The sequence below is a fragment of the Pseudomonas sp. GW821-FHT04C07 genome (assembly GCF_059420325.1).
In genome coordinates this window covers 306247-321643 of the sequence record NZ_JBWKTM010000003.1, presented here as the reverse complement: position 1 = coordinate 321643, position 15397 = coordinate 306247, and the positions used below count along the sequence as shown (strand labels likewise).

Here is a 15397-nt window from a genome sequence, read left to right as displayed (position 1 = left end):
TTAAGATCCATCGCAATTGAGCCATAACCAGCGACGGTTCTCACATATGTATGTCTGCCTCTGCACAGGCGTCACTGACGGGCAAATCCGCGATGCGATCTTTGACGGTTGCTGCAGCTACCGTGAGGTGCGCCAAGCCACCGGTGTTGCCAGCCAATGCGGCAAATGCGCATGCCTTGCCAAACAAGTGGTACGCGAAACCCTGACCGAACTGCAAAGCAGCCAGGCCGCGATCCCCTACCCAGTAGAATTTTCCGCCGCTTAAATTACGTATTTGAAAGAACCGGACTTAATGTCCGGTTTTTTTATGCCTAGAATTCAATCGCTTAGCACTAAGACGCGGAACACAAACATTCTTATTCCGATTAATTTTCATATATTATTCAATAACTTAGGTTTGACACTTGTAATTGCGCGGCTCAAACTCTGCTTTATATACAGCGAAGACAGGACAGGACTCCCATCATGAAAGGCGACATTACAGTCATCCAGCATCTCAACAAGATCCTTGCCAATGAGCTGGTCGCGATCAATCAGTACTTCCTGCATGCGCGCATGTATGAAGATTGGGGCCTGAACAAACTCGGCAAACACGAGTACCACGAATCCATCGACGAGATGAAACATGCGGACAAGCTGATCAAGCGCATCCTGTTTCTCGAAGGCCTGCCAAACGTACAAGACCTCGGCAAGCTGCATATTGGTGAACACACCAAGGAAATGCTTGAGTGCGACCTGCGCATCGAGAGAACCGGCCACGCCGACCTCAAGGCAGCCATCGCTCACTGTGAAGTGACTGGTGACTTTGGTAGCCGTGAACTACTGGAAGATATTCTCGAGTCCGAAGAAGAACATATCGACTGGCTGGAAACCCAACTGGGCCTGATCGATAAAGTCGGTCTTGAGAACTACCTGCAATCGCAGATGGGCGAATAACCTGGCGCCAAAATCTCGACGTAACAAAAAGCCCCGCCTTCTTTCGAGAGGCGGGGCTTTTTATTGCCTATGTAACGCGGTGATTATCCACTCCCTCCTGTAGGAGCGAGCTTGCTCGCGATGAACGTCAACGATAACGCGGCGAGACTGATACACCGCCGCTACGCGGCTATCGCGAGCAAGCTCGGCTCCTACACCTACAGGATTGCGTCAGGCTTCGGTCTTGTTCGCTGCGGCTTTTTCGACAGCAGCTTTGATCGTGGCCTGCAATGAACCGTCGGCGGCCATTTCAGTCATGATGTCGCTACCGCCGACCAACTCACCGCCGACCCACAATTGCGGGAAGGTTGGCCAGTTGGCGTATTTTGGCAGGTTGGCGCGGATTTCCGGGTTCTGCAGGATGTCCACATAAGCGAACTTCTCACCACAGCCCATGACGGCCTGAGCGGCTTTCGCAGAGAAGCCACACTGCGGGGCATTCGGCGAGCCTTTCATGTAAAGCAGAATGGTGTTGTTGGCAATCTGCTCTTTAATAGTTTCAATGATATCCATGAAGCACCTCGGCTGAACTTTCCGACTCAGTTGTCGGCACGGTGGCGCATTGTAACGGAAAGCCGGGCGCCATGCTCGGTCTCCCCGACAGACACTCATCATCGCAGATTTCATCCAGCAGCACTCAGGCAGCCGCCACCTTGACCGGCACGCCGTTCAACGCTGCGTTGCCCGAAAGCTCATCCAGCTGTCGCTCATCAGTAAGGTCATTGGCGCTGGCACCCGGCTGGCCGCTGGCAATCCCCATCTGCACACCTGGCCGCGCATGTCCCCAACCATGAGGCAGACTGACCACACCCGGCATCATCTCAACACTTGCCAACACTTCAACTTCGATGGCTCCGACCCGTGAGCTGACACGCACCCGCTGCCCATCACTGAGGCCGCGACTGGCCAGGTCATCCGGGTGCATCAGCAATTGATGACGCGGTTTGCCTTTCACCAGGCGGTGATAGTTGTGCATCCAGGAGTTGTTACTGCGCACATGTCGACGGCCGACCAGCAGCAGTTCATCGGCCGATGGCGCTTGCTGCGCGGCAAAACGCTCCAGGTCAGCCAGAATCGCCGCAGGCGCCGCCTGAACGCGTTGATTGGCAGTCTTCAAGCGTGGCCCAAGATTGGCTTTTAGCGGCCCAAGATCGATCCCGTGGGGATAGTCGAACAAGGTCGCGACAGACAATTTATACGTCGAAGCATCGCCATATAGACCCGCACGCAGCCCTCGGTCGATCATTTGCGCCGGGGCAATGGTTGGTTTGAGTTGTTTGCCGCTCTTCGCTGCGAAGGCCTGAGCCAGGCCGACAAAAATTTCCCAATCGTGTAACGCCCCCTCGGGTTTGGCCAGAATCGCCCGATTGAAACGGCTGACGTTACGCACCGCAAACATATTGAACGTGGTGTCGTAGTGATCATTCTCCAGCGCTGACGTCGACGGCAGGATCAAGTCGGCGTAACGGGTGGTTTCGTTGATGTACAAGTCGATGCTGAGCATGAACTCCAGCCCGTCCAGCGCCTGCTCGAGTTGCCGGCCATTGGGCGTCGACAGCACCGGGTTTCCGGCTACCGTGATCAGCGCCCGTACCTGCCCTTCCCCTTCGGTGAGCATTTCTTCGGCCAGCGCCGACACCGGCAACTCACCACCATATTCAGGACGCCCTGAGACCCGGCTTTGCCAGAGATTGAAATGACCACCCGAGGTCGAAGCCACCAGGTCCACCGCAGGTTCCGTGCACAGCGCACCACCCACCCGGTCAAGATTGCCGGTCACCAGATTGATCAGCTGCACCAGCCAGTGGCACAGGGTGCCGAATGACTGGGTGGAAACGCCCATACGGCCATAGCAGACAGCCTTGTCCGCGGCAGCGAAGTCCCGCGCCAACTGGCGGATCTGCCCGGCCTGAACTGCACAGAGCGCGCTCATCACCTCTGGAGAGAAACGGCTGACGGCCTGGCGAACCTCATCAAGACCATCCACAGGTAAATGGCTCTCGCGAGTCAGGCCTTCATCGAACAACGTGTTGAGCAACCCGAACAACAGCGCCGCATCGCCGCCCGGACGGACAAACACATGCTGGTCGGCGATGGCCGCCGTTTCGCTGCGTCGTGGATCGACTACCACAACTTTGCCGCCCCGCGCCTGAATCGCCTTCAGGCGCTTCTCCACATCCGGCACGGTCATGATGCTGCCATTGGAGGCCAGCGGATTGCCACCCAGGATCAGCATGAAGTCGGTGTGATCGATATCCGGAATCGGCAGCAACAAGCCATGGCCGTACATCAAATGGCTGCTCAAGTGCTGGGGCAACTGATCGACCGAGGTCGCGGAAAACCGGTTGCGGGTTTTCAGCAAACCGAGAAAGTAATTGCTGTGGGTCATCAGCCCATAGTTATGCACGCTGGGATTGCCCTGATAAACCGCCACGGCATTGAGGCCATGACGCTCCTGAATCGCTCCAAGCCGTTCGGCTACCAGCGCAAATGCCTCATCCCAGTCGATCGGCTGCCATTCGCTGCCAACCCTGAGCATGGGCTGACGCAGGCGGTCCGGATCGTTCTGGATATCTTGCAGCGCTACCGCTTTGGGGCAGATATGACCGCGACTGAAAGTGTCCTGCGGGTCACCCTTGATCGAGGTGATCTGTACGCCAGCGCCGTCGACTGCAGTGGTTTCGATGGTCAAACCGCAGATGGCTTCACACAGATGGCAGGCACGGTGATGGAGAGTCTTGGTCATGGCCAGTCTCTATTTTATTCGAGGCAACCAGCGTCAGGCTGCGGGAGCAAAACTATGGTGCCTGACCGACTCCTGCGCCAGCGACGTTCGTCTTGTGAATCGAAGGATATCAGGCCAACCGATGCCCCCCCCCGCAAAAGCCCGGCTCACCGATCAGCCGCCAGTGCTCGTCGAGCCCGGTTTTTTACATTAGGAAATGTTTCAGCCGGGCCTGCCTTATAGATCCTGCCCACATTAACCCCGGCTGAAGAGTCAGAAACCGACCGTTACGCTGCCTTGCCCGCCCCGTTTGATTGCCAAGCTGCTCGAGGGCAGTGTACAAATGCTGGGCTACTGTCAGGAAACAGGCTTCAAAAGCGCTACCGCGACCTCCTCGTAGCACCTCTGAACTCCCCTAAAAACCGTAGCCCTATTGGTAAGACGCGACATTTAATGTCAAGATCGCGCCTTCCCCTATTTCGTCGCCCCGTGCGGCTTCCGCCGCAGGTCTCGCCCGTTTTTCGAATAAACCCGGCTTTGAGTATCTGCGGTCTGTTGCAAAAAGGTAGTTAATGATGAGCGCAAGGCACTTTCTCTCCCTGATGGATTGCACGTCCGAAGAGCTGGTCAGCGTGATTCGTCGAGGCATCGAACTGAAGGACCTGCGCAACCGCGGCGTACTCTTCGAGCCACTGAAAAACCGCGTTCTCGGGATGATTTTCGAGAAGTCCTCGACCCGTACCCGTATATCTTTCGAAGCCGGCATGATCCAGCTGGGCGGCCAAGCGATCTTCCTGTCGCCACGCGATACCCAATTGGGCCGTGGCGAGCCGATAGGTGATGGCGCGATCGTCATGTCGCGCATGCTCGATGCGGTGATGATCCGTACCTTTGCCCACAGCACCCTGACCGAATTCGCCGCCAATTCCCGCGTGCCAGTGATCAACGGTTTGTCCGATGACCTGCACCCGTGCCAGTTGCTGGCCGATATGCAAACCTTCCTTGAACACCGCGGTTCGATCCAGGGCAAAACCGTTGCCTGGATCGGCGACGGCAACAACATGTGCAACAGTTATATAGAAGCGGCCATTCAGTTCGACTTCCAACTGCGTATTGCCTGCCCGCAAGGTTACGAGCCAAACCCTGAATTCGTCGCCAAGGCCGGCGATCGCGTGACCATCGTCCGCGATCCTCGGGATGCGGCGATCGGTGCTCACCTGATCAGCACTGACGTCTGGACCTCCATGGGCCAGGAAGAGGAAACCGCCAAGCGCCTCGCGCTGTTCGCGCCCTTCCAGGTGACTCGCGCCCTGCTCGATATCGCCGCACCGGACGTGCTGTTCATGCACTGCCTGCCTGCTCACCGCGGTGAAGAAATCAGCCTCGACCTGCTCGACGACAAACGCTCTGTCGCCTGGGATCAAGCGGAAAACCGTCTTCACGCACAAAAGGCCCTGCTCGAATTTCTGGTCGAACCGGCATACCACCACGCATGAGCCAGCCATTACTGCTTAACCTGCGCAACCTGGCCTGCGGCTATCAAGACCAACGGGTTGTACAGAACCTCAACCTGCACCTCAATGCCGGGGATATAGGTTGCCTGCTCGGCTCGTCCGGTTGCGGCAAGACTACTACCCTGCGGGCGATTGCCGGTTTCGAGCCGGTGCATGAAGGTGAAATCAAGCTGGCCGGTGAAGTCATCTCCAGTGCCAGTTTCACCCTGGCGACCGAGAAACGACGGATCGGCATGGTGTTCCAGGACTACGCGCTGTTTCCGCACTTGAGCGTGGCCGAGAACATCGCTTTCGGGATCCGCGAGCATCCGCAAAAGGACCGTGTGAGCGAAGAACTGCTCGAACTGGTCAACCTGAAAAACCTCGGCAAGCGTTTTCCCCATGAGTTGTCGGGCGGCCAGCAGCAGCGTGTCGCGCTGGCTCGCGCACTGGCGCCGGAGCCGCAATTGCTGTTGCTCGACGAACCCTTCTCCAACCTCGACGGTGAACTGCGCCGCAAGCTCAGCCATGAGGTGCGGGATATTCTCAAGGCTCGTGGTACCAGCGCCATATTGGTAACCCACGATCAGGAAGAAGCGTTCGCGGTCAGCGATCATGTCGGTGTATTCAAAGAAGGTCGACTGGAGCAATGGGACACGCCGTATAACCTCTACCACGAGCCGCTGACGCCCTTTGTCGCGAGCTTTATCGGCCAGGGTTATTTTATTCGCGGCCAGTTACTCAGCCCGGAATCGGTGCAGACCGAACTGGGTGTACTGCGCGGCAACCGCGCTTATACGTGGCCCATTGGCGGCGCTGTCGACGTGTTACTGCGTCCGGACGATATCGTCTATGCACCGGAAAGTGAGCTGAAAGCGCGAATCATCGGTAAAACCTTCCTCGGCGCATCGACGCTGTATCGCCTGCAATTGCCGACCGGTAGCCAGCTGGAGTCAATCTTCCCGAGCCATGTCGATCATACTGTGGGGGCCGATGTCGGCATTCGCGTGGCGGCAGAACATCTGGTGTTGTTTCAGGCCTCGGGCAGCACGGCGGCGCAGATCCCGGCGGTGGAGTCCGGTGTCCGGCGTTATTGCACCGCCAGTTGATGCTTTTTGCAGGAGCAGGGGGGGGGACGCCTGGTTCTTGCCCGCGATGAACGATAGCGCGGTTATCGGTAGCACTGCGGCACCTGCATCGCGGGCAAGCCTCGCTCCTACGACCCCTCCCTATCCCAGCATCAACTTCCCGCTGGCCACCAACGTGGCATTGCCGCCGATCTTCACCCGATCCCCTTCCAGACGACAGAACAACTCCCCTCCCCGCGCCGAACATTGATACGCCGTCAGGCTCGACTTGCCTAAACGCTGCGACCAGTAAGGAATCAGACTGCAATGGGTCGAACCGGTTACGGGGTCTTCGTTGATTCCAATCGCCGGGGCAAAATAGCGTGAGACAAAATCATGCGTGTTGCCCGGCGCTGTGACGATCGCTCCCAGCCACGCAAGTTTGGCCAAAGCGACCATGTCGGGCTGGCAATCCAGGACAGCCTGCTCGGACTCCAACACCACAAACAATTCGTTGGAACCCAGAACCTCCACCACCTCCACGCCCAGTGCTCGCTCCACTTCCAGCTTCACGCCAACCTCGCGGGGCACAACCACCGGGAAATCCAGCCACAGCCGCTCACCTTCACGACTGACGCTCAGGGGGCCGGACTTGCTGATGAAGTCGAGCCGCTCGACCGGCTCCCTATAAACCTCGAACAGGACGTAGGCGCTGGCCAGCGTGGCGTGCCCACACAGCGGCACCTCAGTGGTCGGCGTGAACCAACGGATATGCCAGCCTTGAACTTCGCGCACCAGGAAAGCGGTTTCGGCCAGATTGTGCTCGGCGGCGATTTTCTGCATCAACTCATCGGCGAGCCACACATCAAGCCGATAGACCATTGCCGGGTTGCCACTGAACGGGCGATCGCTGAACGCGTCGACCTGATGAAATTCAAACTGCATCACCCTACCTCTCCTTGAATATGCGACAGCGAGCATGCGCCCGGGCGCAATCCGGAACTAGGTACAGAGCAGGTTAATTTCCACCATACAGCGCCGATTCAAAGACCGTCGTTCAGAGGTCAAGCCCGGCCAATATCGGCAAACGTCGCCTGGGTATGCTCGGCCAGCACAGCCGCTGACAACTCGACCTCAAGGCCCCGGCGCCCGGCGCTGACAAAAATACTTGCGAAAGGTTGTGCGCTGTTATCGAGGAAAGTCCGCAAACGCTTTTTTTGCCCCAACGGGCTGATCCCCCCCAACAAATAACCCGTCGCCCGTTGCGCAGCGGCCGGGTCTGCCATCTCGACTTTCTTCACCCCCGCCGCATGGGCCAGCGCCTTCAAATCCAGACTTCCGACGACCGGTACCACTGCCACCAACAATTCCCCTTTTTCGCTGGCCGCCAACAGCGTCTTGAACACCTGAGCAGGATCGAGACCCAGCTTTTCTGCCGCCTCCAGACCATAAGAAGCCGCCTTCGGATCATGTTCGTAACTGTGCACTCGATGTTCGGCACGAACTTTTTTCAACAAATCCAATGCGGGGGTCATGGCAGCTCCAGGCTTGGCTAATGGAATAAATCGCTGATGACAGATTCTAGGTCATCGGTTGGCAAAAGGCTCTATTGCACCGCCGTTACGCCAGCTCACCGTTGAATCAAGCGGCCATCATCCTGCTCATTGGCAGCGTCCTCGCACACCCGTAACGCGATCATTTTGACGACGGTTAGTTAAAAAATGACCGATGGTTCACTTTCGACCTTTGACATCAGTGTTTCTTGTCTATATTTTTTCGAATCTGAATATGGATCCAACAGTTCCAAAGTCGTACCCAGCAGCAAGCCGAGGCAAAGATGGGGATTCTTGCCTTGGTGAAAATCGCACTCTGAGCCTTTCCAAAAGCGCCGGACAACAACAATAAACGAGGTTTTCAATGACGACTGCTCTACAACAACCTTCGCTCTCAAGCCAATGCATGGCCGAGTTCCTGGGTACTGCTCTACTGATTTTCTTTGGTACTGGTTGCGTCGCCGCGCTCAAGGTCGCGGGTGCCAGCTTCGGCTTATGGGAAATCAGTATCATCTGGGGGGTCGGCGTGAGCATGGCGATCTACCTGACCGCGGGCATTTCCGGCGCGCACCTCAATCCGGCAGTCAGTATTGCACTGTGCATTTTTGCCGACTTCGAAAAGCGCAAGCTGCCGTTTTACATCTTCGCCCAGATCGCCGGTGCCTTTTGCTCAGCGTTGTTGGTTTACACGCTTTACAGCAACCTGTTCTTCGATTACGAACAAACCCATCACATGATCCGTGGCACCCAGGCCAGCCTGGAACTGGCATCGGTGTTTTCCACCTATGCGAACCCTGCCCTGTCCACTGGCCAGGCGTTCCTGGTTGAAGTGATCATCACCGCCATTTTGATGGGTGTGATCATGTCTCTGACCGATGACAACAACGGTCTGCCGCGCGGTCCGCTGGCGCCTTTGCTGATTGGCCTGCTGATCGCCGTAATTGGTAGCTCGATGGGGCCGCTGACGGGTTTCGCGATGAATCCGGCTCGGGATTTCGGACCTAAACTGATGACCTTCTTCGCGGGCTGGGGTGAAATATCTTTCACCGGCGGGCGCGATATTCCTTACTTCCTGATTCCGGTATTTGCCCCGATCGTTGGTGCCAGCCTTGGCGCTGCCGCCTATCGCGGGCTGATTGCTCGTCATCTGCCCGTCGCCATACCTGCTACAAAGGATGCAGAACGCGCTATTGACGCAATGTAAGAATTTCTTGAAACCGGCGGCGCGAAATCCTGCCCAACCCTGATCTCGCGCCCCACCCCACTCCCTTATTTCGTCCAAGGCAATCGACATGACCGACACTCAGAACAAGAACTACATCATTGCCCTCGATCAGGGTACGACCAGCTCCCGGGCGATCATTTTCGACCGCGACGCCAACGTGGTCTGTACCGCTCAGCGCGAATTCGCCCAGCATTACCCGCAAGCCGGCTGGGTCGAACACGACCCGATGGAAATCTTCGCCACCCAAAGTGCGGTGATGGTCGAAGCCCTGGCTCAAGCCGGCCTGCATCACGATCAGGTTGCAGCCATCGGCATCACCAACCAACGCGAAACCACAGTGGTCTGGGACAAAACCACCGGCCGCCCGATCTACAACGCGATCGTCTGGCAGTGCCGACGCAGCACCGAGATCTGCCAGCAGCTCAAACGCGATGGCCATGAGCAGTACATCAGCGAAACCACCGGCCTGGTTACCGATCCGTACTTCTCCGGCACCAAACTGAAATGGATTCTCGACAACGTCGAAGGCAGCCGCGAACGTGCTCGCAACGGCGAACTGCTGTTCGGCACCGTCGACAGCTGGCTGATCTGGAAGTTTACCGGCGGCAAGACCCACGTTACCGACTACACCAATGCATCGCGCACCATGCTCTTCAACATCCACACCCTGGAGTGGGATGCGAAGATGCTTGAGGTGCTGGATATTCCGCGCGAGATGCTCCCGCAAGTGAAGTCGTCTTCGCAAATCTACGGCCATACCAAAAGCGGTATCGCTATCGGCGGGATTGCCGGCGACCAACAGGCCGCGCTGTTCGGCCAGATGTGCGTCGAACCCGGCCAGGCGAAAAACACCTACGGCACCGGCTGCTTCCTGCTGATGAACACTGGCGACAAGGCCGTGAAATCCAGTCACGGCATGCTCACCACCATCGCGTGCGGCCCGCGTGGCGAAGTCGCCTACGCGCTGGAAGGCGCAGTGTTCAATGGCGGCTCCACCGTGCAGTGGCTGCGTGACGAGCTGAAAATCATCAACGACGCTCACGACACCGAATACTTTGCCAACAAGGTCAAAGACAGCAACGGCGTGTACTTGGTCCCGGCCTTCACCGGTCTGGGCGCCCCGTATTGGGACCCCTATGCCCGTGGCGCGCTGTTCGGCCTGACCCGTGGCGTACGCGTGGATCACATCATTCGCGCAGCCCTGGAATCGATTGCCTACCAGACCCGCGACGTGCTCGACGCCATGCAACAGGATTCCGGCGAACGCCTCAAAGCCCTGCGCGTCGACGGTGGTGCAGTTGCCAACAACTTCCTGATGCAATTTCAGGCGGACATTCTCGGCACTCACGTCGAACGCCCGCAGATGCGTGAGACTACCGCACTGGGTGCAGCCTATCTGGCGGGCCTGGCCTGTGGCTTCTGGAGCAGCCTGGATGAGCTGCGCGGCAAGGCCGTGATCGAACGCGAGTTCGAACCTCACCTGGCCGAAGCCGAGAAGGAAAAACTCTACGCCGGCTGGAAAAAAGCGGTGAGCCGCACCCGTGACTGGGAGCCGCACGAGGAGGCTAAATAAGCCAGAGCACGGACTCGTATCGGCATGTAACTGGTAGGGAGTGGATTCGTGCGGCATCATGGGCAAATTTTGCACGGCAGCCCCAAGGAAGCCCATGAATCTGCCTCCCCGTCAGCAGCAAATCCTCGAGCTGGTCCGCGAACGCGGTTACGTCAGCATAGAGGAAATGGCTCAGCTATTTGTCGTTACACCGCAGACCATCCGCCGCGATATCAATCAATTGGCGGAAGTGAATTTATTGCGTCGCTATCACGGCGGCGCAGCTTACGATTCAAGCGTAGAAAACACTGCCTACGCCATGCGTGCCGATCAAATGCGCGATGAGAAACAACGCATCGCCGAAGCCATCGCCGCGCAGATTCCCGATCACGCCTCGCTATTCATAAACATCGGCACCACCACCGAATCCATCGCCCGGGCGCTGCTCAATCACACCCAGCTCAAGGTGATCACCAACAACCTGCACGTCGCCTCGATCCTCAGCGCCAAGGATGATTTCGAAGTCCTGCTCGCTGGCGGCAATGTGCGCCGTGACGGCGGTGTCGTCGGTCAGGCCAGCGTCGACTTCATCAATCAGTTCAAGGTCGACTTCGCCCTGGTCGGTATCAGCGGCATCGATGAAGATGGCAGCCTGCTGGATTTCGACTATCAGGAAGTGCGGGTTTCCCAAGCGATCATCGCCAATGCCCGCCAAGTGATACTGGCGGCCGACTCCAGTAAATTTGGCCGCAACGCCATGGTTCGATTGGGACCGATCAGCCTGATCGATTGCCTGGTCACCGATCAGGCACCAGTGCCTGCGCTGGCGCAATTGCTGAGTCAGCACAAGATTCGGCTGGAAGTGGTTTAAGCCACGACAGACCGGGCGCACTCTGCGTGGGAACGATCATTGGCAGATCTCACACCCAGCAATCAATCAAAAGAACGGACGACCCTGAGGTTGCCCGTTTTGTTTATGGTGCCATCTGCGCCCGTAGTCGCCGTCCGATGACGTCCAGCAGATCGCAGCCGTCGCGTAGCGGGATAGCGAGGACTCGGGCGAAGTCGTGCAGGACCACGGTGTCGGAGTGGATCTCTTCGCGCATGGCGAGGTTTTCCAGGAGTTGGGTCACGGCGCGGATGCGGTAGTCAGCGGTTTCGTGCAGTACGTCGAGGGGCGCTTCGGTGTCGATCAATAGGGCGTGGAAGTCGTTGTCGACTCCGGTGATTGGCATGTATCGATTCATGGGTAAAACTCCATCCAGAATTGAAGAGAGCTACCGCTCAATCGTCGCCAAACGAAAGGGTGGCAGCTGTACGCAGGTTGGCGAACCGGGGATGGTAACCGGCAGACCCGAAGGTCTCCCGCGCACAGCCACCATAAAGCAGCCTTGCGGGTGCAAAAACGCCTGCAAGCAAGCAGAGAGCTTTTGCATATCATCCTCTGGGTCGCCAAACCCGATCGCCATATGGGCGACCGGCGGACTATAAGCTTCATCCTCCGGGCCGTGCAAGGCGTTGATGTGGTGGGATTTCCGAGGCGGGTGCAGGACGTGCGGTGCTGGCCCGAAAAACATCGCAGCCTGCGGCAGGACCTACAGCGGAGCGCGGTCAATTGTGGCGAGCAAGCTCCTACGCTACATAGACCGCTCGCGCGCCCCTCCGTGGTCTAAATGTTCGAAAATTTTCCTTTTGGCGTCCTTCGATCAGTATTTTCAATCGAAGCTGGCTGGCTGCGCCTGTGTTTATGCGCTACCATTTTCGAAAGCGAACACAAATGTTCGAATTCAAATACCAAGAGACCCCTGAGGCCAGCCGATGCCCACTTCTACCTTGCCCATGCCTCCTCTTGCCGATGTCTACGATATCGCCGTCATCGGCGGTGGAATTAACGGCGTGGGGATTGCAGCTGATGCCGCCGGTCGCGATCTGTCGGTGTTCCTTTGCGAAAAGGACGACCTGGCCAGCCACACTTCGTCCGCCAGCAGCAAGCTGATTCACGGCGGCCTGCGCTACCTCGAACATTACGAGTTCCGCCTGGTGCGCGAAGCCCTGGCCGAGCGCGAAGTGCTGCTGGCCAAGGCCCCGCACATCGTCAAGCAGATGCGTTTCGTATTGCCGCACCGCCCGCATCTGCGTCCAGCCTGGATGATCCGTGCCGGCCTGTTCCTTTATGACCACCTGGGCAAGCGGGAAAAACTCGCCGGTTCCAAAAGCCTGAAGTTTGGCCCTGACAGCCCGCTGAAAAGCGAAATCACCAAAGGCTTCGAATACTCCGATTGCTGGGTCGATGACGCCCGCCTGGTCGTCCTGAATGCCATGGCCGCCCGCGAAAAAGGCGCCCACGTTTACACCCGGACTCGCTGTGTCAGCGCCCGTCGCAGCGAAGGCCTGTGGCACCTGCAGCTGGAACGCGCTGATGGCAGCCTGTTCTCGATCCGCGCCAAGGCGCTGGTAAACGCCGCCGGCCCGTGGGTCGCCAAGTTCATCCGCGATGACCTGAAGATGGAATCGCCGTACGGCATTCGCTTGATCCAGGGCAGCCACCTGATCGTGCCAAAGCTGTATGAAGGCGAACACGCGCACATTCTGCAAAACGAAGATCAGCGCATCGTCTTCACCATTCCATACCTCAACCACTTCACTCTGATCGGCACCACCGACCGCGAATACACAGGTGATCCGGCCAAAGTGGCGATCACCGAAGGTGAAACCGACTACCTGCTCAAAGTGGTCAACGCCCACTTCAAGAAGCAAGTCAGCCGCGACGACATCCTGCACAGCTATTCCGGCGTTCGTCCGCTGTGCAACGACGAATCCGACAACCCGTCGGCCGTCACCCGCGACTACACCCTGGCGCTGTCGGGCAGTACTGAACAAGCACCGCTGTTGTCGGTGTTCGGCGGCAAGCTGACCACCTACCGCAAACTGGCCGAGTCGGCGATGGCCCAACTGGCACCGTATTTCAAAGACATCAAGCCAGACTGGACCGCCCATGCCCCCCTGCCGGGCGGCGAGGACATGACCACACCGCAGGCGCTGAGCTCGTTGATCCGCGACCAGTACGACTGGCTGCCGATTGAAATTTCCCGCCGCTGGGCCACCACCTACGGCAGCCGCACCTGGCGATTGCTGGAAGGCATGAAGAGCATGAGCGACATGGGTGAACACATCGGTGGCGGCCTCTACACTCGCGAAGTCGATTACCTGTGCAGCGAAGAATGGGCCGTGAGCGCTCAGGACATTCTTTGGCGCCGCAGCAAGCTGGGGCTGTTCACCACCAAGGCAGAGCAGCAGCAATTGCAGCAGTATCTGGACAAGGTCAAACAGAACCGCAGCAAAATCGAAGCGGCCTGATCGCTTTTCCGGGCATGAAAACGCCCCTGAACCGAAAGGTTCAGGGGCGTTTTCATAGCCGCTTCAAGATCGTTCCCACGCTCTGCGTGGGAATGCCTGACCGGACGCTCCGCGTCCGTTCTTGTCACGCAGAGCGTCACTGGATGCGTTACCACGCTGAGCGTGGGAACGATCAAAAACAGGCCAATCAATCATTCGGTTTTCCGAACGCGCCTTATGGCCTGATTCGGTTTGCCGGATTTTTCATCCGAAAAATCATCGTCTTAAATAAATAATAATCTTTAAAATCAACAGCCTGACTAATTAAAACCAGTCTGGCACGAGTCATGCTCTACACTCTTGGACGAATGCCTGATGTGCCCACACTTCAGAAGCCCTCAAGGTATTTGCAGTACAGAAAGGCCGATGAACTGGCTTCATAAAAAAAACAATGTCGAGGAAAATTTGATGCGTATCGTTCCCCATCTTCTGGGCGCAGCTATCGCTGTTGCTCTGATTAGCACTCCAGTTTTCGCAGCCGAACTCACCGGCACACTGAAGAAAATCAAAGAATCCGGCACCATCACCCTTGGACATCGCGACGCTTCCATTCCGTTTTCCTACATCGCAGACGCTTCCGGCAAACCGGTCGGCTACTCCCACGATATTCAGCTGAAAATCGTCGAAGCCATCAAAAAAGACCTGGACATGCCGAACCTCAACGTCAAGTACAACCTGGTCACCTCGCAAACCCGTATCCCGCTGGTGCAGAACGGCACCGTGGACGTGGAATGCGGCTCCACCACCAACAACCTCGAACGTCAGCAGCAAGTTGACTTCTCCGTCGGCATCTTCGAAATCGGTACCAAGCTGCTGGTGAAAAAAGACTCGCCGTACAAAGACTTCCCCGACCTCAAAGGCAAGAACGTCGTGACCACCGCTGGCACCACGTCCGAGCGTATCCTCAAGTCGATGAACGCCGACAAGCAGATGGGTATGAACGTTATCTCCGCCAAAGACCACGGCGAGTCCTTCCAGATGCTGGAAACGGGCCGTGCCGTTGCTTTCATGATGGACGACGCCTTGCTGGCAGGTGAAATGGCCAAGGCCAAGAAGCCGACCGACTGGGTCGTGACCGGTACTCCACAGTCCTTTGAAGTCTACGGCTGCATGGTCCGCAAGGGCGACGCGCCATTCAAGAAAGCTGTCGACGACGCCATCGTTGCGACCTACAAGTCCGGCGAAATCAATAAGATCTACGAAAAGTGGTTCATGCAGCCAATCCCGCCGAAGAACCTGAACCTGATGTTCCCGATGAGCGAAGAGCTCAAGACCCTGATCGCCAATCCGACCGACAAAGCGGCTGACGAAAAGAAATCCTGACTTCTGACTAACCTTATCTCCTGAGAGGGCCACTGCCCTTTCAGGGGGTTGTCACTCCCTGCTGGCATTTTTGGAAACACTCGAACCG

The 15397-nt window shown here is 57.4% G+C and carries 15 protein-coding genes; 10 read left to right on the top strand and 5 right to left on the bottom strand.

The window, feature by feature from the left end; genetic code table 11:
- The first annotated feature begins 46 nt into the window (after nucleotides 1-46).
- Nucleotides 47-265 carry a bacterioferritin-associated ferredoxin gene (locus tag AC07UI_RS08200; protein WP_489071701.1) on the top strand — a complete coding sequence of 73 codons (219 nt, stop codon included), beginning with the start codon at nucleotides 47-49 and terminating at the stop codon, nucleotides 263-265.
- A 200-nt stretch (nucleotides 266-465) separates the two neighbouring features.
- Nucleotides 466-936 carry a bacterioferritin gene (gene bfr / locus AC07UI_RS08195; RefSeq protein WP_494992007.1) on the top strand — a complete coding sequence of 157 codons (471 nt, stop codon included), beginning with the start codon at nucleotides 466-468 and terminating at the stop codon, nucleotides 934-936.
- A gap of 210 nt (nucleotides 937-1146) precedes the next feature.
- Here the strand turns inward: bfr and grxD are convergent, their stop codons facing one another.
- Both grxD and AC07UI_RS08185 read right to left on the bottom strand, forming a co-directional pair.
- Nucleotides 1147-1488: a Grx4 family monothiol glutaredoxin gene (gene grxD, locus AC07UI_RS08190; protein WP_150643657.1), complete on the bottom strand. Its 342-nt coding sequence runs from the start codon at nucleotides 1486-1488 to the stop codon at nucleotides 1147-1149.
- A gap of 124 nt (nucleotides 1489-1612) precedes the next feature.
- The gene (locus AC07UI_RS08185; protein WP_494992006.1) at nucleotides 1613-3721 is read right to left on the bottom strand and encodes a molybdopterin oxidoreductase family protein; all 2109 of its coding nucleotides are present in this window, start codon (nucleotides 3719-3721) and stop codon (nucleotides 1613-1615) included.
- A 554-nt stretch (nucleotides 3722-4275) separates the two neighbouring features.
- Between AC07UI_RS08185 and argF the strand changes: the two genes are divergently transcribed.
- Entirely contained in the window at nucleotides 4276-5196 is a 921-nt protein-coding gene (argF, locus tag AC07UI_RS08180; protein ID WP_494992005.1) for an ornithine carbamoyltransferase, read from the top strand.
- A complete protein-coding gene (locus tag AC07UI_RS08175) occupies nucleotides 5193-6302 on the top strand; it encodes an ABC transporter ATP-binding protein (protein ID WP_494992004.1) in 1110 nt (369 codons plus the stop codon). The genes argF and AC07UI_RS08175 overlap by 4 nt, the downstream gene beginning before the upstream one ends.
- A 120-nt stretch (nucleotides 6303-6422) precedes the next feature.
- Here AC07UI_RS08175 and AC07UI_RS08170 read toward each other — a convergent pair whose 3' ends face one another.
- Entirely contained in the window at nucleotides 6423-7205 is a 783-nt protein-coding gene (locus AC07UI_RS08170; protein WP_494992003.1) for a PhzF family phenazine biosynthesis protein, read from the bottom strand.
- 119 nt (nucleotides 7206-7324) lie between these two features.
- Nucleotides 7325-7795: a Cys-tRNA(Pro) deacylase gene (gene ybaK / locus AC07UI_RS08165; RefSeq protein WP_494992002.1), complete on the bottom strand. Its 471-nt coding sequence runs from the start codon at nucleotides 7793-7795 to the stop codon at nucleotides 7325-7327.
- A 382-nt stretch (nucleotides 7796-8177) separates the two neighbouring features.
- On the opposite strand from ybaK, the gene AC07UI_RS08160 reads away from it, so the two are divergent.
- The 3 genes from AC07UI_RS08160 (at nucleotide 8178) to AC07UI_RS08150 (ending at nucleotide 11461) form a co-directional block, all read left to right on the top strand.
- On the top strand, nucleotides 8178-9017 hold the full coding sequence (locus AC07UI_RS08160) for an MIP/aquaporin family protein (protein ID WP_494992001.1): 840 nt from the start codon (nucleotides 8178-8180) through the stop codon (nucleotides 9015-9017).
- A gap of 88 nt (nucleotides 9018-9105) precedes the next feature.
- The gene (glpK, locus tag AC07UI_RS08155; RefSeq protein ID WP_494992000.1) at nucleotides 9106-10611 is read left to right on the top strand and encodes a glycerol kinase GlpK; all 1506 of its coding nucleotides are present in this window, start codon (nucleotides 9106-9108) and stop codon (nucleotides 10609-10611) included.
- A 94-nt stretch (nucleotides 10612-10705) separates the two neighbouring features.
- Nucleotides 10706-11461, top strand: a complete 756-nt coding sequence (locus AC07UI_RS08150; protein WP_494991999.1) for a DeoR/GlpR family transcriptional regulator — start codon at nucleotides 10706-10708, stop codon at nucleotides 11459-11461.
- A 103-nt stretch (nucleotides 11462-11564) separates the two neighbouring features.
- On the opposite strand, the gene AC07UI_RS08145 is transcribed toward AC07UI_RS08150, so the two are convergent.
- Nucleotides 11565-11837 carry a hypothetical protein gene (locus AC07UI_RS08145; protein WP_494991998.1) on the bottom strand — a complete coding sequence of 91 codons (273 nt, stop codon included), beginning with the start codon at nucleotides 11835-11837 and terminating at the stop codon, nucleotides 11565-11567.
- A 571-nt stretch (nucleotides 11838-12408) separates the two neighbouring features.
- Here AC07UI_RS08145 and glpD point away from each other — a divergent pair.
- The 3 genes from glpD to AC07UI_RS08130 all read left to right on the top strand — a co-directional run bounded on the left by glpD (nucleotide 12409) and on the right by AC07UI_RS08130 (nucleotide 15309).
- The gene (glpD, locus tag AC07UI_RS08140) at nucleotides 12409-13947 is read left to right on the top strand and encodes a glycerol-3-phosphate dehydrogenase (RefSeq protein ID WP_494991997.1); all 1539 of its coding nucleotides are present in this window, start codon (nucleotides 12409-12411) and stop codon (nucleotides 13945-13947) included.
- 14 nt (nucleotides 13948-13961) lie between these two features.
- Nucleotides 13962-14222, top strand: a complete 261-nt coding sequence (locus AC07UI_RS08135) for a hypothetical protein (protein ID WP_494991996.1) — start codon at nucleotides 13962-13964, stop codon at nucleotides 14220-14222.
- Between the two features lie 172 nt (nucleotides 14223-14394).
- Complete coding sequence (locus tag AC07UI_RS08130; protein ID WP_494991995.1) at nucleotides 14395-15309, top strand: glutamate/aspartate ABC transporter substrate-binding protein; 915 nt, start codon at nucleotides 14395-14397, stop codon at nucleotides 15307-15309.
- The last annotated feature ends 88 nt before the right edge of the window (nucleotides 15310-15397 follow it).

Bases quoted from the DNA above. Each gene is read 5' to 3' on its own strand.
- bfr (WP_494992007.1), top strand. From the start codon at position 466: ATGAAAGGCGACATTACAGTCATCCAGCATCTCAACAAGATCCTTGCC.
- AC07UI_RS08200 (WP_489071701.1), top strand. From the start codon at position 47: ATGTATGTCTGCCTCTGCACAGGCGTCACTGACGGGCAAATCCGCGAT.
- AC07UI_RS08135 (WP_494991996.1), top strand. From the start codon at position 13,962: ATGAAAACGCCCCTGAACCGAAAGGTTCAGGGGCGTTTTCATAGCCGC.
- glpD (WP_494991997.1), top strand. From the start codon at position 12,409: ATGCCCACTTCTACCTTGCCCATGCCTCCTCTTGCCGATGTCTACGAT.
- AC07UI_RS08130 (WP_494991995.1), top strand. From the start codon at position 14,395: ATGCGTATCGTTCCCCATCTTCTGGGCGCAGCTATCGCTGTTGCTCTG.
- argF (WP_494992005.1), top strand. From the start codon at position 4,276: ATGAGCGCAAGGCACTTTCTCTCCCTGATGGATTGCACGTCCGAAGAG.
- AC07UI_RS08185 (WP_494992006.1), bottom strand. From the start codon at position 3,721: ATGACCAAGACTCTCCATCACCGTGCCTGCCATCTGTGTGAAGCCATC.
- AC07UI_RS08160 (WP_494992001.1), top strand. From the start codon at position 8,178: ATGACGACTGCTCTACAACAACCTTCGCTCTCAAGCCAATGCATGGCC.
- ybaK (WP_494992002.1), bottom strand. From the start codon at position 7,795: ATGACCCCCGCATTGGATTTGTTGAAAAAAGTTCGTGCCGAACATCGA.
- AC07UI_RS08150 (WP_494991999.1), top strand. From the start codon at position 10,706: ATGAATCTGCCTCCCCGTCAGCAGCAAATCCTCGAGCTGGTCCGCGAA.
- grxD (WP_150643657.1), bottom strand. From the start codon at position 1,488: ATGGATATCATTGAAACTATTAAAGAGCAGATTGCCAACAACACCATT.
- glpK (WP_494992000.1), top strand. From the start codon at position 9,106: ATGACCGACACTCAGAACAAGAACTACATCATTGCCCTCGATCAGGGT.
- AC07UI_RS08170 (WP_494992003.1), bottom strand. From the start codon at position 7,205: ATGCAGTTTGAATTTCATCAGGTCGACGCGTTCAGCGATCGCCCGTTC.
- AC07UI_RS08175 (WP_494992004.1), top strand. From the start codon at position 5,193: ATGAGCCAGCCATTACTGCTTAACCTGCGCAACCTGGCCTGCGGCTAT.
- AC07UI_RS08145 (WP_494991998.1), bottom strand. From the start codon at position 11,837: ATGAATCGATACATGCCAATCACCGGAGTCGACAACGACTTCCACGCC.